The sequence below is a fragment of the Microbacterium ureisolvens genome, from assembly GCF_015278315.1.
GTDB classification, from domain to species: Bacteria; Actinomycetota; Actinomycetes; order Actinomycetales; family Microbacteriaceae; genus Microbacterium; species Microbacterium ureisolvens.
Genome location: NZ_JADIJE010000005.1, coordinates 1 through 20,819 on the forward strand (window position 1 = coordinate 1; position 20,819 = coordinate 20,819).

Genomic DNA, 20,819 nt, shown 5'->3' on the forward strand with positions numbered 1-20,819 from the left:
GTCGGCGCGGCGCCCGCTGACGCACGGTCCGCCTCGCGACCGTCGGCCGCCGCACCGCGAGCTTCGATCGCCGCGCCGCCCGCCTCGGCCGCGCCGCGCGCTTCGTCGGCTCCCGTTCCGCGGGCCTCCGCCGCGGCGACCCCGGTCACCGACTGGGCGGTCGCGCCCATCCCGTCCGACGACGACGCTCCGCCGCCCGACCCGGGGCCTGCGGCCATGCCCGCCTCGGCTCCCGGGCAGTTCGCGGTGGACGACGAGCCGGAGGACGCCGCAACCGAGACGCAGGCTCGGGTGGCCACCCTCGCGCCCCCGCGCGAGGGCGACGTGCTGCCGCCCGCAGAGGTCGCGCCCTCGATCGAGCGCGAAGAGGACGACGAAGAGGGCGAGGCTGACACGGATGCCGCGGCCGACCTCCCCGTGCCGCCCACGGTGGTGCCGCCGCTGACCCCCGTCGTCACGACGCGCAACGGCGGCGTCCAGCGCTACGGCGAGGCCGTGGTGCGCCAGGTGCTCGGTGCCACGTTCATCCGCGAAGAGCCCTACGAACCGCCCACGAGGTTCAGCTAGCCCATGTACGACGGCATCGTCCAGGACCTGATCGACGAGTTCGGCCGCCTCCCCGGAATCGGCCCGAAATCGGCGCAGCGCATCGCGTTCCACATCCTCCAGACGCCCAACTTCGACGTCTCGCACCTCGCCGAGCTCCTGCGCGACGTGCGCGAGAAGGTGCGCTTCTGCGAGGTCTGCGGCAACGTCTCCGAACAGGAGCGCTGCTCGATCTGCCGTGATCCCCGCCGCAACGAGACGCTCATCTGCGTCGTCGAGGACGCGAAAGACGTCGCCGCGATCGAGCGGACGCGGGAGTTCCGCGGGCTGTACCACGTGCTGGGCGGTGCGATCAGCCCGATCGCCGGCATCGGACCGGACGACCTGCGCATCGCTCAGCTCATGCAGCGGCTGGCCGACGGCACGGTGCAGGAGGTCATCCTGGCCACGAACCCGAACCTCGAAGGCGAGGCGACGGCGACGTACCTCAGCCGCCTGCTGCACACGCTCGAGATCCGGGTGACACGGCTCGCCTCCGGCCTCCCCGTCGGCGGCGATCTGGAGTACGCCGACGAGGTCACCCTCGGCCGCGCGTTCGAGGGCCGACGCTCCGTCTGAGGCGACGATGTCCGATGCCCGTCGTAGATTGGCGGTCGGCCGCCTCGTGAGGCGCGGGCTCGGTGAGCCATCGTGGTGGGTGCGACGGTGAGCCGCCGCAGCCGCAGCCGCTTCGGCGGCCCACACCGCCTGCGGCACCTCAGCGGCGAGACCCTACGGAGACACCTCGGATGAACCACTCGCAGCGCTTCGACACACGCGCGTGGCTGCTCTTCGCCGCGATGGCGCTGCTGTGGGGCATCCCGTACCTGTTCATCAGCGTCGCCGTCGAGTCGTACTCGCCGGCCGCGGTGGTCGCCGGCCGCACGCTCCTGGGCGCGCTGCTGCTCCTGCCGTTCGCGATCAAGCAGAAAGCCCTGCGCCCGGCGTTCGCGAAGATCGGCTGGGTGCTGGTGTTCGGCGCGATCGAGATGGCGGGCCCCTTCCTGCTGCTCGGCCACGCCGAGCAGACGCTGCCGTCCGGACTGACCGGACTGCTGGTGGCGACCGTCCCGCTGTTCGCCGCGATCATCGCGTTCGGCGGCGGCGACCGCTCCGTCCTCAGCCCCGCGCGGAGCATCGGGCTTTTCATCGGCTTCGTCGGCGTCTTCGTCATCGTCGCCGGCCCGGGGCTCGCCATCGAGGGCGGGGGCGGGCTGATCGCCGTCGGCGAGGTGCTGCTCGTCGCCCTGCTCTACGCGATCGCTCCGTTCGTCATCGCGACCAAGCTGCGCGACGTGCCCTCCCTGGGATCCATCACCCTGGCCCTCCTCGCGGTGGGCATCTTCTACACGCCGATCGCGTTCCTCACCCAGCATCAGGTGCCCACGGTCGAGAGCACCGTCTCGCTCATCGCCCTCGCGGTGCTGTGCACCGCCCTCGCCTTCATCGCCTTCTTCGCGCTGATCGCCCGCGTCGGCCCGGTGCGAGCGCCGCTGTTCACGTACGTCAACCCGGTCGTCGCGATCGTGCTCGGCACGCTCATCCTGGGCGAGCCGCTGACGGTCGGGTTGCTCATCGGCTTCCCGCTCGTCATCGTCGGGTGCTGGCTCGCCGCGACCGGAGGCGCGCTGCGCGCCCCGAAGCCCGAGACCGAGCTTCCTCCGGTGGCGTCAGGCTGACACCCCCGTCCCGCTGCCGGAACGAGGTCGCCTCGGTCAGCGAAGCACCTCGACCAGCACGATCCACGACACGAGCAGGGCGGCGACGATCGCGACGATCGAGCCCGCGGCGAACCACACGAGCCCGTCCGGCTGACCCGCGAGGAGCATCGCACCGCCGATCCCGTAGGCGACGGGTGAGACGAAGCCGACCGCCGACTTGAGTCCGCGCAGCCGGTTGGCCGGATGACGGTTCGCGAAGATGCGGCGGGCCGCCTGCACCTGGAACACCGCCGCGCCCACGGCGAGAAGGATCATCGCGATGCCGTAGGGGAGCGCACCTACCTCAGGCATCAGCCCGATCGCCGAGCCGATGAGCGCGAGCACCAGGCCGGAGATTCCGGCGGCGAGCCGGGCGGTCAGCGACGCCTCCTTGATGATGTCGCCGATGTTGACGCTCGCCGCGACGATCACGAGGCCGGCGAGCGCCGCCGTCGCCCCCACCATCGCGACGTTGAACTCCGACCACGCCTCGATCTGCTCCATTCTCGGATGCTAGCGGCGCGTCGGTTCCCCGCGCAGAATCGGATCCGCGCCAGCGGATCGACCGGGAGACACGCCGGCCGCCGCGGCCGAGGTGCGGCGTGGCGCGTGCGTCCTCCGCACCGGCGGATCCGATTCTGTGGTGGCCGCCGCTGCCAGACCCGGCCGGCGGGGCGACACATGGCCGGGCGCGCATGAGCGCGTCCGTAAGATGGACGTTCGGGTGCGGCATCCGTTCTCGCCCACCCCAGACACGCGTGGAGTTCGATGTGGCGCTGATCGTCCAGAAGTACGGCGGATCGTCGGTCGCTGATGCCGAGAGCATCAAGCGCGTCGCGAAGCGCATCGTCGACGCGCGCCGCGCCGGCCACGATGTCGTCGTCGCCGTGAGCGCGATGGGCGACACCACCGACGAGCTGCTCGATCTCGCCGGCCAGGTCGCTCCGATCCCCGCGCCGCGCGAGCTCGACATGCTGCTCTCCAGCGGCGAGCGCATCTCGATGGCGCTGCTCGCGATGGCCATCCACTCGATGGGCTTCGAGGCTCGCTCGTTCACGGGCAGCCAGGCCGGCATGATCACGACCGCCGACCACGGCTCCGCGCGCATCGTCGATGTCACGCCCATCCGGCTGCGCGAAGCCCTCGACGAGGGTGCGATCGTCATCGTCGCGGGCTTCCAGGGCTTCAACCGCGACACGCGCGACATCACGACGCTCGGCCGCGGCGGCTCCGACACCACCGCGGTCGCCCTGGCCGCGGCGCTCGAGGCCGACGTCTGCGAGATCTACAGCGACGTCGACGGCATCTTCACCGCCGACCCGCGCGTCGTGCCGAACGCGAAGAAGCTCAGCGTCGTCTCGGCGGAGGAGATGCTCGAGCTCGCTGCGAACGGCGCGAAGGTGCTGTACATCCGCGCCGTCGAGTACGCGCGCCGTCATGGCGTGCTGATCCACGCCCGCTCCACGTTCAGCTCGGGCGTGGGGACCTATGTGCTCGGCCCCGGGATGAACATTCCCGAGGGTGAAAAGGGAGAAGAGATGGAAGAGCCCATCGTCGCCGGCGTCGCCACCGACCTCGGCCAGGCCAAGATCACGGTCATCGGTGTGCCGGACGTGCCCGGCAAGGCCGCCGAGATCTTCAAGGTCGTCGCCAAGTCCGGCGCCAACGTCGACATGATCGTGCAGAATGTGTCGGCCGCGACCACGGGCCGCACCGACATCTCGTTCACGCTTCCGAAGACCGACGCGGCGACGGCGCTCAAGGCGCTCGCGGGCGACCAGGCCGAGATCGGCTTCCAGAACCTCGTCCACGACGACCAGATCGGCAAGCTCTCGGTCGTTGGTGCGGGCATGCGCACCCACTCCGGCGTCTCGGCCACGCTGTTCGAGGCGCTCTCGGTCGCCGGCATCAACATCGAGATGATCTCCACCTCCGAGATCCGCATCTCCGTCGTCGTGCGCGGCGACGATCTGGCCGAGGCCGCGCGCGTCGTTCACACGGCCTACGGTCTTGACGGGGACATCGAGGCGACGGTCTACGCCGGCACCGGCCGCTGACGCGCCGGCGTTCGGTCGGCCGAGGGGGCCTTGGTCAGCAGTCCCGCCACCAGCGCCTCGACCACGTCGTCTGTGGGAGTGTCGGGATCGATCGACGCCGTGAGGCGGTCGAGGATGAGCCCCTCGATCGCGTAGTGGAACAGCGCGATCTCGAAGGCGTCGCCCGGGAGGCCCGCGGCACGGTTGAACGCCACGTCAGCGGCGAAGCCCGCGCGCATCCATTCGCCCAGGGCTGATGCGATCGAGGGGGAGCGCGCCCCTTCGAGCCGGAGCGTGAAGAGGGCCAGCGTGACTTCGTGGTTCGTCGTGAGCCGCCGCACGATGTCTCGGGTGTAGTCGGCGAACAGCGCCGCGTCGGGCGTGCGCCCCTGCCACTGCCCATGTACGGCGGGGTCGGGGGCGAGGCGTTCGCCGATGCGTTCGACGAGCGCCGCGACCAGCTGCTCTCGCGTGCGGAAGTAGTTCGAGGCGGTCCCCGTCGGCACGCCCGCCTGCGCGTCGACGGCCCGGTGCGTCAGCCCTCGCATCCCCTCGGCCGCCAGCACCGCGATTCCCGCGTCCGCCAGTTCTCGTCGCCGTTCATCGTTTCGCGCCATGGACTGACTCTAGCCAATCCACGACAGATGTTGTAGTTTCCTTCATGTACGACAGATGTCGTGAAAGGAAATCCCATGCGTGAACTCGTCTACTACGCCGCCGTCTCCCTCGACGGCCGCATCGCTGCACCGTCCGGGGCGTTCGACGCCTTCCTCGCCGAAGGCGATCACGTCGACGCCATCAACGCCGACTGGGCCGACACGGTTCCCGGCGCCGTCTACGACGCCCTCGGGCTGACCGCGCCCCGGGGGCGCTTCTCGACCGTGCTGATGGGGTGGAACACCTTCGCGGCAGGACTGCCGTTCACCGACGACCCGTACCCGCACCTCGAGCAGATCGTCTTCTCGCGCTCGCGCGGACAGGGCGACGTCGGACCCGGCGTGCGCGTCACCGCGGAGGATCCCCGCGCAGTCGTGGCCGACCTGAAGTCGCGGGACGGCGCCGACATCTGGCTGTGCGGCGGGGGAGACCTCGCCGGCCAGCTCCGCGACGACATCGATCGGCTCGTGCTGAAGGTGAACCCGCGGGTCTTCGGCGACGGCCTCCCGCTGTTCGCGGCAGCGTACGATCCGGTGCCGTTCGCGCTGGAGCGGTCGCGCACCTTCGAGTCGGGCGTGGTGATGAACCAGTACCGCCGGGCGTGACGGTGGGCTCCGGCGCCGAGTCGCGGAGACGCGGTTGAGGGGAGCGGATGCCTCGGGCCGAGGCATCCGCTCCTCCCCGTCGTTCGCGCGCGAACGGCAGGAATCGCGCGAACGACGGCCGTCGAAGGCGGTAACGCCGGCGTCGCTGCGCAGGCGGGGCCGGTAGAATCGCCCAAACCCCGCGCGTCCGACGATGCCCGCGCGTCCGCTCCACGCTCGTGCCCACGCTGAGGAACACCATGACCCGCATCTCCGATTCAGGACTCTCCGTCGCCGTCGTCGGCGCCACCGGCCAGGTCGGGACGGTCATGCGCGAGATCCTCGCCGAGCGGAACTTCCCGATCCGCGAGCTGCGCCTGTTCGCGACCGCGCGCTCGGCCGGCACCGCCGTCGAGTTCGCCGGCGAGACCGTGATCATCGAGGACGTCGCGACCGCCGATCCGTCCGGCATCGACGTCGCGCTCTTCTCGGCGGGTGCGACCGGCAGCCGCGCCCATGCCCCGCGCTTCGCCGAGGCCGGCGCCATCGTCATCGACAACTCCAGCGCCTGGCGCATGGACCCCGAGGTGCCGCTCGTCGTCAGCGAGGTCAACCCGCACGTCATCGCGAACCCGCCCAAGGGCATCATCGCCAACCCCAACTGCACCACGATGGCCGCGATGCCGGTGCTGAAGGTGCTCGACGCCGAGGCCGGCCTCGAACGGCTCATCGTGTCGACCTATCAGGCGGTGTCGGGCTCCGGCCTCGCCGGTGCACAGGAGCTGCTCGGCCAGGTCGAGGGCGTGCTCGCGCAGGGGCGCACGCTCGACCTCGTGCACGACGGCTCGGCCGTGGACTTCCCGCAGCCCGAGAAGTACGTCGCCCCGATCGCCTTCGACGTCATCCCGCTGGCCGGCAGCATCGTCGACGACGGCTGGAACGAGACCGACGAGGAGAAGAAGCTCCGCAACGAGAGCCGCAAGATCCTCGAGCTGCCCGACCTCCGCGTCGCCGGCACCTGCGTCCGCGTGCCGGTGTTCACGGGCCACTCGCTCTCGATCCACGCCGAGTTCGCGCGGGACATCACCCCCGAGCGGGCCCGCGACATCCTCGCGTCGGCGCCCGGCGTCGCGCTCGAAGAGGTTCCGACCCCGCTCCAGGCCGCCGGCAACGACCCGAGCTACGTGGGCCGCATCCGCACCGACCAGTCGGCCCCCGAGGGCAAGGGCCTCGTGCTCTTCATCTCCAACGACAACCTGCGCAAGGGCGCCGCGCTCAACGCCGTGCAGATCGCAGAGGTCGTCGCAGCCAACCTCGGCGTGAGCGCCTGACGCTCCGCTCGAACGACTCGAGAGCGAGCGGATGCCGGGGGCCCCGGCATCCGCTCGCTTTCCGTTTCGGCAAGAACCGCCGGTCTTTCGGTGCAATGACCCGCCCCCGGTCGGGGGTGCTTTCCAGCCGAACTAGAATCGACTGGTGACCGAAAAGCCCTCCGACGCCCTGCCCAGCCCTGACGACAGCGATCTCCCCACGGGAACGGTCGACGTCCTGCTGATCGGCGGCGGCATCATGAGCGCGACGCTCGGCACGCTGCTGCAGGAGGTGCAGCCCGACCTCAAGATCGCGCTCTTCGAGCGGCTGAGCGACGTCGCACTGGAGAGCTCCAACGCGTGGAACAATGCCGGCACCGGCCACGCGGCGCTGTGCGAGCTCAACTACATGCCCGAGAGCAAGGACGGCTCGGTCGACCCCGCCAAGGCGATCTCGATCAACGAGCAGTTCCAGCAGAGCCGCCAGTTCTGGTCGTCGCTCGTGGAGGCCGGCGTGCTGGACGCGCCCTCGACGTTCATCAACTCCACCCCGCACATGACGTTCGTGCGCGGCGAGAAGGATGTCGCGTACCTCAAGAAGCGCTACGAGGCGCTCAAGGAGGAGCCGCTCTTCGCCGGGATCGAGTACAGCGAGGACTCGCGCGTCATCAACACGTGGGCACCGCTGCTCATGCAGAAGCGCCGCAAAGGTGAGCCCTTCGCGGCGACCCGCGTGCCGGCCGGCACCGACGTCGACTTCGGCGCCCTCACGCGCCAGCTGCTCGACCGCCTCGCCGAGAACGGCGCCGACGTGCGCACCAACACCGAGGTGCGCAGCCTCAAGCGCCTGCCCGACGGCACGTGGCGCGTGAAGTACCGGCGCACGGTCGGCCGCACCCCCGGCGAGATCCGTGCGAAGTTCGTCTTCGTGGGCGCGGGAGGCTGGGCGCTCAAGCTGCTGCAGCGCTCGGGCATCCCCGAGATCTCGGGCTACGGCGTCTTCCCGATCGGCGGCCAGTTCCTCAAGACGTCCAACCCGGCGATCGTCGCGCAGCACAAGGCCAAGGTGTACTCCCAAGCCTCGGTCGGCGCACCGCCCATGTCGGTGCCGCACCTCGACACGCGCGTCGTGGACGGCGAGGCGTCGCTGCTGTTCGGCCCGTTCGCGACCTTCAGCCCCAAGTTCCTCAAGACCGGCTCGTGGTTCGACATCGTCGGCCAGGTGCGCCCCGGCAACCTCGGGCCGATGCTGAAGGTCGCGTGGGACAACCCGAGCCTCATCTCGTACCTCGTCGGCGAGCTGCTGAAGAACCACAAGAAGAAGGTGGACAGCCTCCGCGTCTTCATGCCGACGGCGAAGGACGAGGACTGGCAGATCATCCAGGCCGGCCAGCGCGCGCAGGTGATGAAGAAGGACCCCGACAAGGGCGGCATCCTGCAGTTCGGCACCGAGGTCGTCACCGGCGCCGACGGCACGATCGCGGGTCTGCTGGGGGCCTCTCCCGGAGCCTCGACCGCCGTGTCGATCATGCTGGGGCTGCTGAAGACCTGCTTCCCCGACCGCATCGACGCCTGGGAGCCGCGCCTGCGTGAGCTGATCCCGAGCTACGGCGAGACGCTGAACGCCCGCCCCGAGGTCGCGCGCGAGTCGCTCGGCGAGACGGCCGGGGCCCTGGCGCTCACGGCCTGACACGCGCCCATGCGGCTCTGGTCGGTGCATCCGTCGATCCTCGATCGGATGGCGCTGGTCTCGTCGTGGCGCGAAGGGCTGCTCGCGCAGCGAGTCCTGGTGGGCGGTACGCGCGGCTACACGAAGCATCCGCAGCTGGAGCGCTTTCGCGCGACTGACGAGCCGCTGGACGCGATCGGCCACTTCCTGACCGCGGTGCGCCTCGAGGCCGTGCGCCGCAGATACGCGTTCGACGGCTCGCGCGTGCTGCGACCGGATGCCGCCAATCCCGGCATCCCGGTGACGACGGGCCAGCTGGCATTCGAGCTCGCCCATCTGCGCGCGAAGGTGATGGTGCGCGACGCGGCCTGGCTTCCGCGCCTGCCCGCGATCGCACCGCCCGCGCCGAGCTTCGCGGAGACTCCGGGCGACATCGAATCGTGGGAGCGTGGCACGCTCGACCCCTAGGGTGGAGCACCGCGGTCGAGCGGGATGCATGGCGGTCTGCTCCCGGCCGACGCGGAGCGGGCGGCCCGGCAGGGCGGAGGATCCCGACCGACTACGCTCGATCCGTGGCCAAGCTCTACTTCCGCTACGGGGCGATGAACTCCGGCAAGTCGACGTCTCTCCTCCAGGCCGCGTACAACTACGAGGAGCGCGGCCAGCACGTGCTGCTGGCCAAGCCCGCCGTCGACACCAAGGGTGCGGACCAGATCGACAGCCGTCTGGGCGTGAAGCGGACGGTCGACTTCCTCATCGCGCCTGGTGACGATCTGCGCACCCTCTTCGCGGAGCATCGCGCGAGGGTGAAGGCGGACGCCGCGACCTCGCTCGTGCCGGAGTCCGAGGAGCACGAGGTCGACGTCGCGTGCCTCCTCATCGACGAGGCGCAGTTCCTCACCCGCCGCCAGGTGGACGACCTGCTGCGCATCGTCGTGATGGACGGCGTGCCGGTGCTGGCGTACGGCATCCGCACCGACTTCCAGACGCAGGCGTTCCCGGGATCGGCTCGGCTGCTGGAGCTCGCCCACAGTCTCGAGGAGCTGAAGACCATCTGCCGGTGCGGCCGCAAGGCGCTCTTCAACGCCCGGCTGGTCGGCGGCCGATTCGTGTTCGACGGCGACCAGGTCGCGATCGACGAGCTCTCGGCCGACCGCGTCACCTACGAGTCGCTGTGCGCCGAGGACTATCTGCGCGCGTCCGGCGGCCGCCTGGAGTAGGCGCCGGCCGGCGGCTCACGCCGTCTCGGGCGCGCGCCCGCGCCGCCGCGGGAGCGGCAGAAGCATCGAGGTCGTGCGCTGGTACTCCCGGTAGGCGGGGTACTTCGCTGCCGAGATGGACTCGGTGAAGACGGTCGAGCCGATGAACAGCACCGTCAGCAGTGCGGGGCCGGCGATCGTCCAGTTCAGCCAGCTGCCGCCGTCGGCGACCAGCGCCACCGCACCGAGGGCGTAGAAGGCCCACCACTGCGCCTGCTCGAAGAAGAAGTTCGGGTGGCGACTGTAGGCGAACAGACCCGTGTTGAGGAAACCCGGCGGGAGCGTGCCGCCCGCCGCCTTCTTGGCCCGGTGGAACCGCCACTGCTGCTGATCGGCGATCGTCTCGCCCACGAGGAACGCGGCGAAGAGCACCGAGAAGACGGCATCCCATCCGTTGAACGGCGCCGGATGCTGCCATGCGATGTAGGCGGGCAGCGTGATCAGCACCAGCAGCGCGCTCTGGAACAGCACGATGAACAGCAGATTGAAGAGCTGGAACTGCCACCGCGTCATGCGACCGCGCAGGATCGCCCAGCGGTAGTCCTCCATGCCGGTGTACCCGCCCTTGCGGGCGAAGTTGAACGTCAGGCGGGCGCCCCACGCCGTCACGAGGACCGCCATCACCAGCAGGCGGACCGGGTCGATGCCCGCGAGCAGAGCCGAGACGGCGAAGACCCAGACGTAGACCACGGGGACGACAGACCAGAGCCGGTCGATCCACGACGTCTCGTGGGTGATGAGGGAGGTGATCCAGCAGAACGCGGCAGAGACTCCGGCCAGGATCAGGACGAGGGCGAGGGGATCCATGGGGTCAGAGTAGCGCCCGGGATGACGGACGCGGACGACATACGCCGACACGCGGGTTGTCTGTGGTCCGACCACAGGCTATCGTGGTCTGACCACACCGTGCCCTTCAATGGGGAGGGCGCCGGATCCGACATCGACGAGGAGATCCGTGGCAGGCACCCCCGAACCGCCGCCCGCGGTCGCGCCCGCACGCGCGTGGCGGGTCGTGCTCGAGAAGATCGAGACCGACCTCCTCGACGGCACCCTCAAGCCCGGCGACAGGCTCGCGCCCGAGCGCGAGCTCGCCAGCACGCTGGGCGTCGGTCGCTCCAGCGTCCGCGAGGCGCTGCGGGTGCTCGAGGTGATGGGCCTCATCCGCACCGGCACCGGGTCGGGTCCGACCTCGGGCGCCATCATCATCGCGACCCCCGAAGGCGGCATGTCGGCGCTGCTGCGCCTGCAGGTGGCGGCCCAGGGCTTCCCGTTCGACGACGTCGTCGCGACGCGCCTCGTGCTCGAATCCGCCGTCGTGGACGCCGTGGCAGCCGACCCCGACCGATCGACCGACCGCGCCCGCGCCGTGCTGGAGGCCATGGACGACGACGGCCTCACAGCGCCGGAGTTCCTCGCCCTCGACGCGCAGCTGCACCTCGCCCTCGCCGAGGCGTCGGGCAACGTCGTCATCGTGGCGATCATGGCGGGACTGCGCACGGCGATCGAGTCCTACGTCCAGGCGGGAGCAGCCGGAATCGCGGAGTGGGATGCCGCGGCCCGGCGCCTCCGCCGCGAGCACCACGCCATCCTCGATGCGGTCGACGCCGGCGATGCCGCCGCTGCGCGCCGCCTCGTGCACGACCACATCGTCGGCTATTACGCCGCAGCAGGACTGGATCGCACTCCCGCTGCCGCCGCCGTCGCATCAGCCCCGCCGCAGACCTGACCCATCGGAGAGAGATTCATGGTCACCCGCCAGTTCCCCAAGCCCGCAGAGCTCCTCGAGCTCATGCAGTTCAAGAAGCCCGAGCTCGACGGCAAGAAGCGCCGCCTCGAGTCCGCGCTCACCATCTACGATCTGCGCGACATCGCGAAGCGCCGCACCCCCAAGGCCGCCTTCGACTACACCGACGGCGCCGCCGAAGGCGAGCTGTCGCTGGCCCGCGCCCGCCAGGCGTTCGAGGATGTCGAGTTCCACCCCGACGTGCTGCGCCCCGCCGAGAACGTCGACATGTCCACCGAGATCCTCGGCGGTCCGTCGGCAATGCCGTTCGGCATCGCGCCGACCGGCTTCACCCGTCTCATGCAGACCGAGGGCGAGGTCGCCGGCGCCGGCGGGGCAGGTGCCGCCGGCATCCCGTTCACTCTCTCGACGCTCGGCACGACGTCCATCGAAGGTGTCAAGGCGGCAAACCCGAACGGTCGCAACTGGTTCCAGCTGTACGTGATGCGCGACCGCGACATCTCGTACGGCCTCGCGCGCCGTGCCGCGGAGGCCGGGTTCGACACCCTGCAGTTCACGGTCGACACGCCGGTCGCGGGCGCGCGCCTGCGCGACAAGCGCAACGGGTTCTCGATCCCGCCGCAGTTGACCCTCGGCACGATCATCAACGCGATCCCGCGCCCGTGGTGGTGGTACGACTTCCTGACCACCCCGAAGCTGGAGTTCGCGTCGCTGTCGACCACGGGCGGCACCGTCGGCGAGCTGCTGAACGCCGCCATGGACCCCACGATCAGCTACGACGACCTCACGGTCATCCGCGACATCTGGCCGGGCAAGATCGTGGTCAAGGGCGTGCAGAACGTGGCCGACTCGAAGCGTCTCATCGACGCCGGCGTGGACGGCATCATCCTCTCGAACCACGGCGGACGCCAGCTCGACCGCGCGCCCATCCCGTTCCGCCTGCTGCCCGAGGTGGTGCGCGAGGTCGGCAAGGACGCGACAGTCATGGTCGACACCGGCATCATGAACGGCGCCGACATCGTCGCCTCGATCGCGCTGGGCGCGAAGTTCACGCTGATCGGCCGCGCATACCTCTACGGCCTGATGGCCGGCGGTCGCCAGGGCGTAGATCGCACGATCGCGATCCTGCGCAGCGAGATCGAGCGGACGATGAAGCTCCTGGGCGTGTCCAGCATCGCCGAGCTCGAGCCCCGCCACGTCACCCAGCTGCAGCGCCTCGTGCCCGTCGGGGTGGCGGCACCCGCACCCGAAGCGGCCGCATCGGTCCCGGCACCGCGGCCGCGCACGCCGCGCGCCACGGCCGCGAGTACGGCGAAGACGGATGCCGCGGCATCCCGCCCCGCGAAGCCCTCGGCCGCGAAGAGCACGGGGTCGGCCACGAAGGCCTGACCCCGTTTGGTCTCGCTTCGCTCGCTCGACGACCGCGACAAGTCCCGGTCGTCGAGCGAGCGAGGCGAAACGTCGTGCGGTTCGGCGCTCCGCCGTCAGACGCGGACGGGGAGCGTCGGGATGAGCTGCTCGAGGTAGGTCACCGTGTCTTCCCAGCCGTCGACCGCGTGGCAGCGCACGCCCATCGCGAGGACCGGGTAGTCGTTGCCGTCGGGGTCGAGGCGGTCGCCGACGAAGAGCATGTCGTCCAGGGCGATGCCGGTCTGCTCCGCGAGCTGTCGCATGCCGTACGCCTTGTCGATGCCCTGCTCGGTGATGTCGACCGAGGTGGAGCCGCCCGAGCGCACCTCGAGGTCGGGCAACAGCGTCTGAACGGCGGCGCGCAAGGTGTTCTTCTTCTCGCCGGTCGGGTCCCAGGCCATCTTCGCGGGGACGGGCGCCTGCTGGCCGAGGGCGGAGAAGGTGATCTGCGACCCGCGGTCTTCGAGGATGTCACCCCACGTCTCCGACTCCCAGAGTCCGAGGCGACGCGCCTCGCCCTCGACGGCGGCGAGTGCGCGGGACTTCTGGTCGTCCGTCAGTGAACGCTGGTAGACCGTGACGACCTCGTCCTCGGTCAGGCGGTAGTACTGGGTGCCGCACGTCGGCAGGAGATGCATGCGGGCGCGGGACTCAGCGGAGCCGTCGGGGAGCTGGTCGACGACCTGGCTCGTGAACTGGGCGAGCTGGCCGCCGGAGATGATCGCCACCTCGACGCGCTCCGCGAGCGCGACGAGCAGCTCGCCGATGCGGGTGTCGATCCGGCTCTTGGACGGCGCGAGGGTGTCGTCGAGATCGAAGGCGACGAGGCGCGGTGCCGGCTCGGTCATCTGTGCGCTCCTTTCATGAAAGAGGCTCCGCCTACCGGCGGAGCCTCTCTGTGGTCGGGGTGACAGGATTTGAACCTGCGGCCTCTTCGTCCCGAACGAAGCGCGCTACCAAGCTGCGCCACACCCCGTTTTGCAACCCTCCGAGTCTAACCGATCGTCAGGGGTGCTGTTGACCACGCCGCGGCACGAGCGTGATCAACGACGCCTCAGGACGGCACGCGAAGCGCACGGGTGCGTAGATCGAGTGGCCCAGTCCGGCGCTCACACTGAGGGGTACGGTCCGGCCCTCGTTCTTCCAGGTGCTCAGTCCGCGCGCCTGCCGGAGCGGGATGTCGCAGTTGGCCACGAGCGCGCCGAACCCGGGCACGCGCACCTGGCCGCCGTGGGTGTGACCGCCGAAGATCGCATCCGCGCCGAGGTCGACGAACTCGTCGAGCACGCGCCGGTAGGGCGCGTGGGTCACGCCGATCGACAGGTCGGCTGACTCCTCGGCACGCAGGGCCGCCAGGGGCTCGGGGAGTGCCTCGAGCCGGTCCCAGTAACGGTGGGCGTCGCTCACGCCGAAGGCGGCGATGCGCAGGCCCGCGGCATCCAACGATCCGACCTTGTTGTTGAGGTCGAGCCAGCCGAGCTCGTCGGTGAGGTAGTCGTCGAGCGCTTGGGTGTCGAGGGGCTCGGCGGTGTGCTTCACCTTCGACGGGCCGGTGAAGTACTTCAGCGGGTTGCGGGGCGAGGGGGCCGCGTGATCGTTGGATCCGTGCACGAAGACTCCCGGCACACCGCTCAGCGGGTCGAACGCGCGACGCAGGCCGCGAAGGCCGTCGAAGTGGCCCATGTTGTCACCGGTGTTGACGACGAGGTCGGGCTGGAGCTCGGCCAGGGCGGCGATCCAGTCCTGCTTGCGGCGCTGCCACGGCGCCATGTGCGCGTCGGACAGGTGCAGCACGCGCACCGGCGCGGAGCCCTCCGGAAGCACCGCAATCTCATGGAAGCGGACGGTGAAGAGGTACCGCTCGATGCCGACGCCCCAGATCGCGGCGCCTGCACCGACCGCCCCCACCACGCCGAGCGCGGTGAGGGCGGTGCGGGTCGGTGCGGTAGGCACTACCCGTTGCCGTTGCCGTTGCCGTTGCCGCCGCGGCCACCGCCGCCACCGCCGCAGACCGCAGCGCTGTAGTCGACGGCGATCGACGTGTTGCGGTTGACGACGCTGCCCGCGGCCGGGTTCGTCGCCGTGGAGCGGGTCTGCGTGCCTGCGGCGGCATCGACCGTGCAGGCGCCGTCGCTCACATTGCCGAAACCGGCGCTGCGCAACGCGCGTTTGGCGTCTTCCAGCGTGCGGCCCGATACGTCGGGCACGGTGACGCCCTGCCCATTGCTCGGACTGATCGTCACGGTGCTGCCGCCGGCGACCTTTCCGGGTCCGGGGTTCTGCGCGCCCACGACGCCTTCGGGCTGATCGGAGTCGACCGGCCCGCCAACCTCGACGGTGAAGCCCGCCTCGGTGAGGATCGTCGTCGCCTCGTCGATCGACTTTCCGACCACGTTGGGCAGATCGGTGAGCACCTGCTTCGTCAGCTCGCTGTCGGGGCCGGCGAACCGGTCGCCGCCGTAGGCCGCGTTGGCTGCGCCCTGGACGTCGCGGGTGATGCGGTACCGGATGTCGGCGAGGCGGAGACCGTTGAAGTACGTCTTGAAGATGTCGCCGCCGCCCTGGACGTTGCCGGCCCAGGTCGCCGTCGCGACCTTCGTGCTCGCCTCGACGAGCCAGGACTGCAGCTCCTCGTGCGTTCCCGTCTTTCCGATGAGAGGCACGTTGTCGCGCGGCTTGCCCTGAGCGCCGGTGCCGCCGTTCATCACGCCCTGGAGCGCGTATGCGGCAGTCGCGGCGACCTTGGGATCGAGAACCGGGGTGCAGGTGCGCTCGGGCTTGGGGAGCTCGTTGCCGTCGGAGTCGGTCACCCGGTCGATCGCCTGCGGCTGGCAGTAGGTGCCGCTGTTGGCGACCGTGGCGTAAGCCTCGGCCATCGCGAGCGGCGACACCGCTTCCGTGCCGATGACGGAGTTGAGGGTGTCCATGTCGATCGGCTCGTTGTCGAAGGTGTCGATGACGCCCATCTTGTTCGCGACTGCCGCGATGTCGCAGTAGTCGAGCTTCTCGGCCATGGCCAGGTAGCCCGTGTTCAGCGACGACGCGGTGAACTGCATGGGTGTGCCGAACCGGCCGCGGTCGCCGCCGAAGTTGCCCGTGGGCTTGGTTGCGCCGGTCCCTCGGCTCTCTCCGCAGTAGGTCATCTTCTTGAAGACGCGCAGCGTGCCGTTGAGCGTCTCATTGACGGACTTGCCCTTCTCGAGCCAGTCGATCAGCGTGAAGAGCTTGAACGTCGATCCGGCGCTGAAGCCCTTCGAGTTGCCGAAGGTCTGATCTCCCGCGTACACCTGCGCGGAGTAGTTGAAATCGGCGGAGTTGGCGGCGTCCTCGCTGAACTTCGTGTTCTGCGCCATGGCGAGGATGCGGCCGGTCGACGCCTCAACGCTCACGGTTGTCGAGCCGAATCGTCCGGTGCTGGGGACGTTGGTTCCCTGCCGCATCTCGATGGCGGAGGGCGCATAGGTCGCCATGGACTGCTCCGCCGTCACCTGGAGGCGCGGGTCGAGAGTGGTGTAGACGTTGAGTCCACCGCGCTGGAGCGTGTCGAGGCGGTCCTCGCTGGTCTCGCCGAACGCGGGATCGTTCAGGATGACGTACTTCACGTACTGGCAGAAGTACGCGGCTCCGCCCGCGTTGGCGCAGCCGGTCTTCGGCTCGACGACATTGGGCGTGATCGGCCACACTGCGGCCTCGACGTACTGCTCCCGGGTGATCTTGCCATCCTCGAGCATCCGGCTGAGCACGTACAGCTGGCGCACCTTCGTTGAGGTGTAGCCGTCCGCCGCGGCGAACTTCTGCTCCTCGGTGATGTCGCCCGATGCGACGAGCGCGTCCAGGGCCGCCAGATTCGCCCCTTCGTCGATGACACCGTCGGCCGCCTTGTTGAACGACGTGCCGTCGGCGCTGAAGATCGAGCCGCCCGCTCGGTCGATGCGGTAGCTGTTCGGGTTCTGCACCATGCCCGCGAGGGTCGCCGCCTGGGCGACAGTGAGGTTCGCGGCGGTCGTGGCGAAGTAGCGGCGAGCGGCGGCCTCGATGCCGTACGTGATGCCGCCGAAGTTCGCGATGTTCAGGTAGCCGAGCAGGATGTCGTTCTTCGAGTACTTCTGCTCGAGCGAGATCGCGTAGCGCATCTCCTGCAGCTTGCGCGTGTAGCCCTCGGCGCCCTCGGCCGTGGTGGCGTCGCTCCAGCAGTTGAGGAGCGCCTGCTCGCGGCTGACCTTCTCGATCGGCAGACCGGTCGCCTCGTCCTTGACGATCTCGCCGGCCTCATTGGTCTCGTACTCGGCTTCGGCGTTCTGCTCGCACTTCTGGATCAGCACGTTCTTGACGTACTGCTGGCTGATCGACGAGCCACCCTGCGTCTCGCTGGCTCCGCCGGCGTTGGACAGGAGCGCGCGCGTCGTGCCGATCAGGTCGATGCCGCCGTGCTGGTAGTAGCGCGGGTCCTCACTGGACAGCAGCGCGTCGTACATGACGGGGTTGATCTGGTCGAAGCCCACCGGAGTGCGGTCCTGCTCCAGGAACTGCGTCATGAGCTGCGGCTGACCCGTGCCGGGATCCGTGTAGTAGAAGTTGCTCGGAAGCATGAGCTTGTCGATCTCGAGCGAGCTCGGCAGGTTGTCGAACATCGTGATCGCGCGCTCTGCCGCGGTGCTCGTGATCGCGACCGCGGGGGTGACGGTCGCGGCGATGAGGACACCGGCTGCGGCACTGAGTCCGACGAGCCCGGCGAGTCCGCCGAGCACACCGGTGGCCGTGCGTTTGGTATCAGGCATAGGCTTGATCGTAGGGGAACTACCTGGGCGATTCCCTCACGGACGTGCGCCCGCCAAGGTGTTTCCCAGTCTTCACCAGCCGTCCCTTTCGCCTACTCGAGGAGTCGCGATGACGACGTGGGAGTACCTCACCACGCCCCTTCTGATCCACAACACCGCCGCGATCCTCAACAACTGGGGCAAGCAGGGCTGGGAGCTCGTCCAGGTCGTGCCCGGCCCCGAGGGCGGCCTGGTCGCCTACTTCAAGCGTCCCGCCGGCGGCGGCGAGCAGAACGCCGGGCTCGGCGCAGCGGCCCAGGCCGCCAAGCAGTTCGAGGAAGCCTGAGCATGGCCGTCAGCGACCGGCTCGCCGAGCTCGGCATCGAGCTGCCCGACGTCGTCCCTCCGGTGGCCGCCTACGTACCCGCCAAGGCGCACGGCGACCTCGTCTACACCGCGGGTCAGCTGCCGATGGTCTCGGGCGCACTGCCCGCCACCGGGAAGGTGGGCGAGGGGCACGGCCTCGTGCCCGCGGCCGACGCCCAGTCCTACGCACGGCAGAGCGCCCTCAACGCGATCGCCGCCGCCGCTGCTGCCGTCGGGGGTGTCGACCGGCTCACCGGCGTGCTCAAGGTCACCGGGTTCGTGGCATCCGTTCCCGAGTTCACCGGACAGCCGGGCGTGATCAACGGCGCGAGCGAGCTGCTGGGCGACGTCTTCGGCGATGCCGGCAAGCACGCCCGCTCCGCCGTGGGCGTACCCGTGCTCCCGCTGGATTCCCCCGTCGAGGTCGAGGTCGTCTTCACCTACGCCTGACCGCATGTCCCCTCGTTGAGCGAGCGAGGAATGAGCGAGACGAAACGCCCCGGACGGCGCGAACGCGCCCGGGGCGTTTCCGCTGCGGGTGCCAGAGCGCCTTTCGATCGACGACCGCGGACGACAGAGCGGATGCCGCGGCCCAGGGCTGCGGCATCCGCTCTTCTCGTTCTCTACTTCAGCTGCGCGGAGATCACCGACATGACCGCGGTGTCGGCGAGCGTGGTCGTGTCGCCGACCTCGCGGCCCTCGGCGACGTCGCGCAGCAGGCGGCGCATGATCTTGCCGGAGCGGGTCTTGGGCAGCTCGCCGACGATGTAGACGTCGCGCGGGCGTGCGATCGGGCCGATCTGCTCGCCGACCCACCCCCGCAGCGTCTGCGCGAGGCCGTCCGGGGAGTGCGCGTCGAGGTACGACTGCTTGATGATCACGAACGCGACCACCGCCTGGCCTGTCGTCTCGTCCGATGCGCCGACGACCGCAGCCTCGGCGACCGCCTCGTTGCCCACGAGGGCCGACTCGATCTCGGTGGTCGACAGGCGGTGCCCCGAGACGTTCATCACGTCATCGACGCGGCCCAGCAGCCAGACATCGCCGTCGTCGTCGAGCCGCGCGCCGTCGCCGGCGAAGTAGTAGCCCTGCTTCTGGAACTTCTCCCAGTAGGTCTCGACGAAGCGCTCGGGATCGCCCCAGATGCCGCGCAGCATCGACGGCCACGGCTCGGTGATGACCAGGAGGCCGCCGTTGCCGTTGCCGACGTGCGTGCCGTCCTCGTCGACCACGTCGATCGAGATGCCCGGCAGCGGGACCTGCGCCGAGCCCGGCTTCGTCTCGGTCACGCCTGGGAGCGCCGAGATCATGATCGAGCCGGTCTCGGTCTGCCACCACGTGTCGACGATCGGGGCCGTCTTGCCGCCGATGATCTTGCGGTACCACATCCACGCCTCGGGGTTGATGGGCTCGCCCACCGATCCGAGCAGGCGCAGCGAAGAGAGGTCGAACTTCTTGGGAATCGCGCGGCCGAGCTTCATGAACGAGCGGATCGCGGTCGGCGCGGTGTAGAGGATGGTCACGCCGTACTTCTGCACGATCTCCCACCAGCGGCCGGGGTGCGGGGCATCCGGTGTGCCTTCGTAGAGCACCTGCGTCGCGCCGTTGGCGAGCGGGCCGTAGGTGACGTAGCTGTGCCCGGTCACCCAGCCGATGTCGGCGGTGCACCAGTAGACGTCGGTCTCGGGGTGGATGTCGTGCACCACCTTGTTGGTGAACGCCGACTGGGTGAGGTAGCCGCCGGAGGTGTGAAGGATGCCCTTGGGCTTTCCGGTGGTGCCCGACGTGTAGAGGATGAACAGCGGGTTCTCGGCGGGGAAGGCCTGCGCCTCGTGCTCGGCCGATGCGGCAGGCACGACGTCGTGCCACCACAGGTCGCGTCCGTCGGTCCAGTCCACCTCGTTCTCGCCGCGCTTGACGACCAGCACGTGCTCGACCGTCTCCTGCGCGCCGGTGCCGCGGTCGCCCAGGGCCAGGTCGACGGCCGGCTTCAACGGCGACACCTTGCCCTTGCGGTAGCCGCCGTCGGCGGTGATGACCAGCTTGGCGCCGGCATCGTCGATGCGGGCCCGCAGGCTGTCGGCCGAGAAGCCTCCGAACACGACGGAGTGGATCGCGCCGATCCGGGCCACCGCGAGCATCGACGCGACGGCCTCGGGGATCATCGGCAGGTAGATCGCGACGCGGTCGCCCTGGCCGATGCCGAGGCCCTCCAGCACGTTCGCGAGGCGCTTGACCTCGTCGGTGAGCTCGGCGTACGTGACGCGACGCTCGTCGCCCGGCTCGCCCTCCCACAGCAGCGCGACCCGGTCGCCGTTGCCGGCCTCGACGTGGCGGTCCAGGCAGTTGTAGGCGACGTTGAGCTCACCGTCGGCGAACCACTGGGCGAACGGCGGGTTCGACCAGTCCAGCACCTCGGTGAACGGCTTGTGCCAGTGCAGGGCGCGGGCCTGATCGGCCCAGAATCCGAGCCGGTCGGCTGCCGCCTGCTCGTACAGCTCCGCGTTCGCGATGGCGTTGTCGGCGAACTCGGGCGCGGGCGCGAAACGCCGGTCCTCGTTCAGCAGGTGGTCGATCTGGCTGCTTCCGGGGTGTGTGACAGCGGTCTGTTCGCTCATTGAGCGCGCTCCTTTGCGGGCTGGTGGAGGCCGAAGACTGTCGGCGAGTCTGCCAGGAAATGTACTCAGCGGCCCGGGTGCCGACTACCCCCGATAGTGGGTGGCTCGGGTGATTTTGGACTGG

The 20,819-nt window shown here is 69.8% G+C and carries 21 protein-coding genes and 1 tRNA gene; 13 read left to right on the forward strand and 9 right to left on the reverse strand.

Annotation, left to right across the window (positions count from 1 at the left end; genetic code table 11):
- Positions 1 to 218, reverse strand: a 218-nt coding sequence (locus IM767_RS20605) for a hypothetical protein (protein ID WP_206759220.1), incomplete at its 3' end; no start/stop codon positions are given.
- On the opposite strand from IM767_RS20605, the gene IM767_RS09265 reads away from it, so the two are divergent.
- The 3 genes from IM767_RS09265 (at position 217) to IM767_RS09275 (ending at position 2,264) form a co-directional block, all read left to right on the forward strand.
- Positions 217 to 567 carry a hypothetical protein gene (locus tag IM767_RS09265; RefSeq protein ID WP_109210098.1) on the forward strand — a complete coding sequence of 117 codons (351 nt, stop codon included), beginning with the start codon at positions 217 to 219 and terminating at the stop codon, positions 565 to 567. The two genes, IM767_RS20605 and IM767_RS09265, sit on opposite strands and share 2 nt — an antisense overlap.
- Before the next feature lie 3 nt (positions 568 to 570).
- Positions 571 to 1,164, forward strand: a complete 594-nt coding sequence (recR, locus tag IM767_RS09270; protein WP_109210099.1) for a recombination mediator RecR — start codon at positions 571 to 573, stop codon at positions 1,162 to 1,164.
- 170 nt (positions 1,165 to 1,334) lie between these two features.
- Positions 1,335 to 2,264 (forward strand): DMT family transporter, encoded by a 930-nt coding sequence (locus tag IM767_RS09275; RefSeq protein ID WP_109210100.1) that lies wholly within the window; start codon positions 1,335 to 1,337, stop codon positions 2,262 to 2,264.
- Between the two features lie 36 nt (positions 2,265 to 2,300).
- On the opposite strand, the gene IM767_RS09280 is transcribed toward IM767_RS09275, so the two are convergent.
- Complete coding sequence (locus IM767_RS09280) at positions 2,301 to 2,789, reverse strand: hypothetical protein (RefSeq protein ID WP_109210101.1); 489 nt, start codon at positions 2,787 to 2,789, stop codon at positions 2,301 to 2,303.
- A gap of 266 nt (positions 2,790 to 3,055) precedes the next feature.
- On the opposite strand from IM767_RS09280, the gene IM767_RS09285 reads away from it, so the two are divergent.
- On the forward strand, positions 3,056 to 4,342 hold the full coding sequence (locus tag IM767_RS09285) for an aspartate kinase (protein WP_109210350.1): 1,287 nt from the start codon (positions 3,056 to 3,058) through the stop codon (positions 4,340 to 4,342).
- On the opposite strand, the gene IM767_RS09290 is transcribed toward IM767_RS09285, so the two are convergent.
- Entirely contained in the window at positions 4,321 to 4,938 is a 618-nt protein-coding gene (locus IM767_RS09290) for a TetR/AcrR family transcriptional regulator (protein WP_109210102.1), read from the reverse strand. The genes IM767_RS09285 and IM767_RS09290 overlap by 22 nt on opposite strands.
- Before the next feature lie 75 nt (positions 4,939 to 5,013).
- Between IM767_RS09290 and IM767_RS09295 the strand changes: the two genes are divergently transcribed.
- From IM767_RS09295 to IM767_RS09315, 5 genes are all read left to right on the forward strand, one after another.
- On the forward strand, positions 5,014 to 5,583 hold the full coding sequence (locus IM767_RS09295; RefSeq protein WP_109210103.1) for a dihydrofolate reductase family protein: 570 nt from the start codon (positions 5,014 to 5,016) through the stop codon (positions 5,581 to 5,583).
- 239 nt (positions 5,584 to 5,822) lie between these two features.
- On the forward strand, positions 5,823 to 6,893 hold the full coding sequence (locus IM767_RS09300) for an aspartate-semialdehyde dehydrogenase (RefSeq protein WP_109210104.1): 1,071 nt from the start codon (positions 5,823 to 5,825) through the stop codon (positions 6,891 to 6,893).
- A gap of 169 nt (positions 6,894 to 7,062) precedes the next feature.
- A complete protein-coding gene (locus IM767_RS09305) occupies positions 7,063 to 8,562 on the forward strand; it encodes a malate:quinone oxidoreductase (protein WP_198425836.1) in 1,500 nt (499 codons plus the stop codon).
- A 9-nt stretch (positions 8,563 to 8,571) separates the two neighbouring features.
- The gene (locus tag IM767_RS09310) at positions 8,572 to 9,009 is read left to right on the forward strand and encodes a pyrimidine dimer DNA glycosylase/endonuclease V (RefSeq protein ID WP_109210106.1); all 438 of its coding nucleotides are present in this window, start codon (positions 8,572 to 8,574) and stop codon (positions 9,007 to 9,009) included.
- 104 nt (positions 9,010 to 9,113) lie between these two features.
- Positions 9,114 to 9,761 carry a thymidine kinase gene (locus tag IM767_RS09315; protein ID WP_109210107.1) on the forward strand — a complete coding sequence of 216 codons (648 nt, stop codon included), beginning with the start codon at positions 9,114 to 9,116 and terminating at the stop codon, positions 9,759 to 9,761.
- 15 nt (positions 9,762 to 9,776) lie between these two features.
- Here the strand turns inward: IM767_RS09315 and IM767_RS09320 are convergent, their stop codons facing one another.
- Positions 9,777 to 10,607, reverse strand: coding sequence for a DUF1295 domain-containing protein (locus tag IM767_RS09320; RefSeq protein WP_109210351.1), 831 nt, complete (start codon positions 10,605 to 10,607; stop codon positions 9,777 to 9,779).
- 148 nt (positions 10,608 to 10,755) lie between these two features.
- Between IM767_RS09320 and IM767_RS09325 the strand changes: the two genes are divergently transcribed.
- Positions 10,756 to 11,526: a FadR/GntR family transcriptional regulator gene (locus tag IM767_RS09325; protein WP_239453265.1), complete on the forward strand. Its 771-nt coding sequence runs from the start codon at positions 10,756 to 10,758 to the stop codon at positions 11,524 to 11,526.
- Positions 11,527 to 11,544: 18 nt separating this feature from the next.
- Complete coding sequence (locus tag IM767_RS09330) at positions 11,545 to 12,933, forward strand: alpha-hydroxy acid oxidase (protein ID WP_109210109.1); 1,389 nt, start codon at positions 11,545 to 11,547, stop codon at positions 12,931 to 12,933.
- Between the two features lie 95 nt (positions 12,934 to 13,028).
- Here IM767_RS09330 and IM767_RS09335 read toward each other — a convergent pair whose 3' ends face one another.
- The 4 genes from IM767_RS09335 to IM767_RS09350 all read right to left on the reverse strand — a co-directional run bounded on the left by IM767_RS09335 (position 13,029) and on the right by IM767_RS09350 (position 17,732).
- Positions 13,029 to 13,802 (reverse strand): HAD-IIB family hydrolase, encoded by a 774-nt coding sequence (locus IM767_RS09335; RefSeq protein ID WP_109210110.1) that lies wholly within the window; start codon positions 13,800 to 13,802, stop codon positions 13,029 to 13,031.
- Positions 13,803 to 13,853: 51 nt separating this feature from the next.
- Positions 13,854 to 13,930: transfer RNA gene (locus IM767_RS09340), tRNA-Pro, on the reverse strand.
- A gap of 29 nt (positions 13,931 to 13,959) precedes the next feature.
- Complete coding sequence (locus tag IM767_RS09345; protein ID WP_109210111.1) at positions 13,960 to 14,907, reverse strand: metallophosphoesterase; 948 nt, start codon at positions 14,905 to 14,907, stop codon at positions 13,960 to 13,962.
- On the reverse strand, positions 14,907 to 17,732 hold the full coding sequence (locus IM767_RS09350; protein ID WP_109210112.1) for a transglycosylase domain-containing protein: 2,826 nt from the start codon (positions 17,730 to 17,732) through the stop codon (positions 14,907 to 14,909). Before IM767_RS09350 ends, IM767_RS09345 begins: the two co-directional genes overlap by 1 nt.
- A gap of 109 nt (positions 17,733 to 17,841) precedes the next feature.
- On the opposite strand from IM767_RS09350, the gene IM767_RS09355 reads away from it, so the two are divergent.
- Entirely contained in the window at positions 17,842 to 18,057 is a 216-nt protein-coding gene (locus IM767_RS09355; RefSeq protein ID WP_109210113.1) for a Sp36 family protein, read from the forward strand.
- 2 nt (positions 18,058 to 18,059) lie between these two features.
- Entirely contained in the window at positions 18,060 to 18,527 is a 468-nt protein-coding gene (locus IM767_RS09360) for a RidA family protein (protein ID WP_109210114.1), read from the forward strand.
- Positions 18,528 to 18,700: 173 nt separating this feature from the next.
- Here IM767_RS09360 and acs read toward each other — a convergent pair whose 3' ends face one another.
- Entirely contained in the window at positions 18,701 to 20,695 is a 1,995-nt protein-coding gene (acs, locus tag IM767_RS09365; protein ID WP_109210115.1) for an acetate--CoA ligase, read from the reverse strand.
- Positions 20,696 to 20,819: the final 124 nt, after the last annotated feature.

Coding starts and splice junctions, on each gene's coding strand:
- IM767_RS09300 (WP_109210104.1), top strand. CDS start 5,823: ATGACCCGCATCTCCGATTCAGGACTCTCCGTCGCCGTCGTCGGCGCC.
- IM767_RS09320 (WP_109210351.1), bottom strand. CDS start 10,607: ATGGATCCCCTCGCCCTCGTCCTGATCCTGGCCGGAGTCTCTGCCGCG.
- IM767_RS09310 (WP_109210106.1), top strand. CDS start 8,572: ATGCGGCTCTGGTCGGTGCATCCGTCGATCCTCGATCGGATGGCGCTG.
- IM767_RS09360 (WP_109210114.1), top strand. CDS start 18,060: ATGGCCGTCAGCGACCGGCTCGCCGAGCTCGGCATCGAGCTGCCCGAC.
- IM767_RS09280 (WP_109210101.1), bottom strand. CDS start 2,789: ATGGAGCAGATCGAGGCGTGGTCGGAGTTCAACGTCGCGATGGTGGGG.
- IM767_RS09355 (WP_109210113.1), top strand. CDS start 17,842: ATGACGACGTGGGAGTACCTCACCACGCCCCTTCTGATCCACAACACC.
- acs (WP_109210115.1), bottom strand. CDS start 20,695: ATGAGCGAACAGACCGCTGTCACACACCCCGGAAGCAGCCAGATCGAC.
- IM767_RS09290 (WP_109210102.1), bottom strand. CDS start 4,938: ATGGCGCGAAACGATGAACGGCGACGAGAACTGGCGGACGCGGGAATC.
- IM767_RS09330 (WP_109210109.1), top strand. CDS start 11,545: ATGGTCACCCGCCAGTTCCCCAAGCCCGCAGAGCTCCTCGAGCTCATG.
- IM767_RS09265 (WP_109210098.1), top strand. CDS start 217: ATGCCCGCCTCGGCTCCCGGGCAGTTCGCGGTGGACGACGAGCCGGAG.
- IM767_RS09275 (WP_109210100.1), top strand. CDS start 1,335: ATGAACCACTCGCAGCGCTTCGACACACGCGCGTGGCTGCTCTTCGCC.
- IM767_RS09295 (WP_109210103.1), top strand. CDS start 5,014: ATGCGTGAACTCGTCTACTACGCCGCCGTCTCCCTCGACGGCCGCATC.
- recR (WP_109210099.1), top strand. CDS start 571: ATGTACGACGGCATCGTCCAGGACCTGATCGACGAGTTCGGCCGCCTC.
- IM767_RS09335 (WP_109210110.1), bottom strand. CDS start 13,802: ATGACCGAGCCGGCACCGCGCCTCGTCGCCTTCGATCTCGACGACACC.
- IM767_RS09350 (WP_109210112.1), bottom strand. CDS start 17,732: ATGCCTGATACCAAACGCACGGCCACCGGTGTGCTCGGCGGACTCGCC.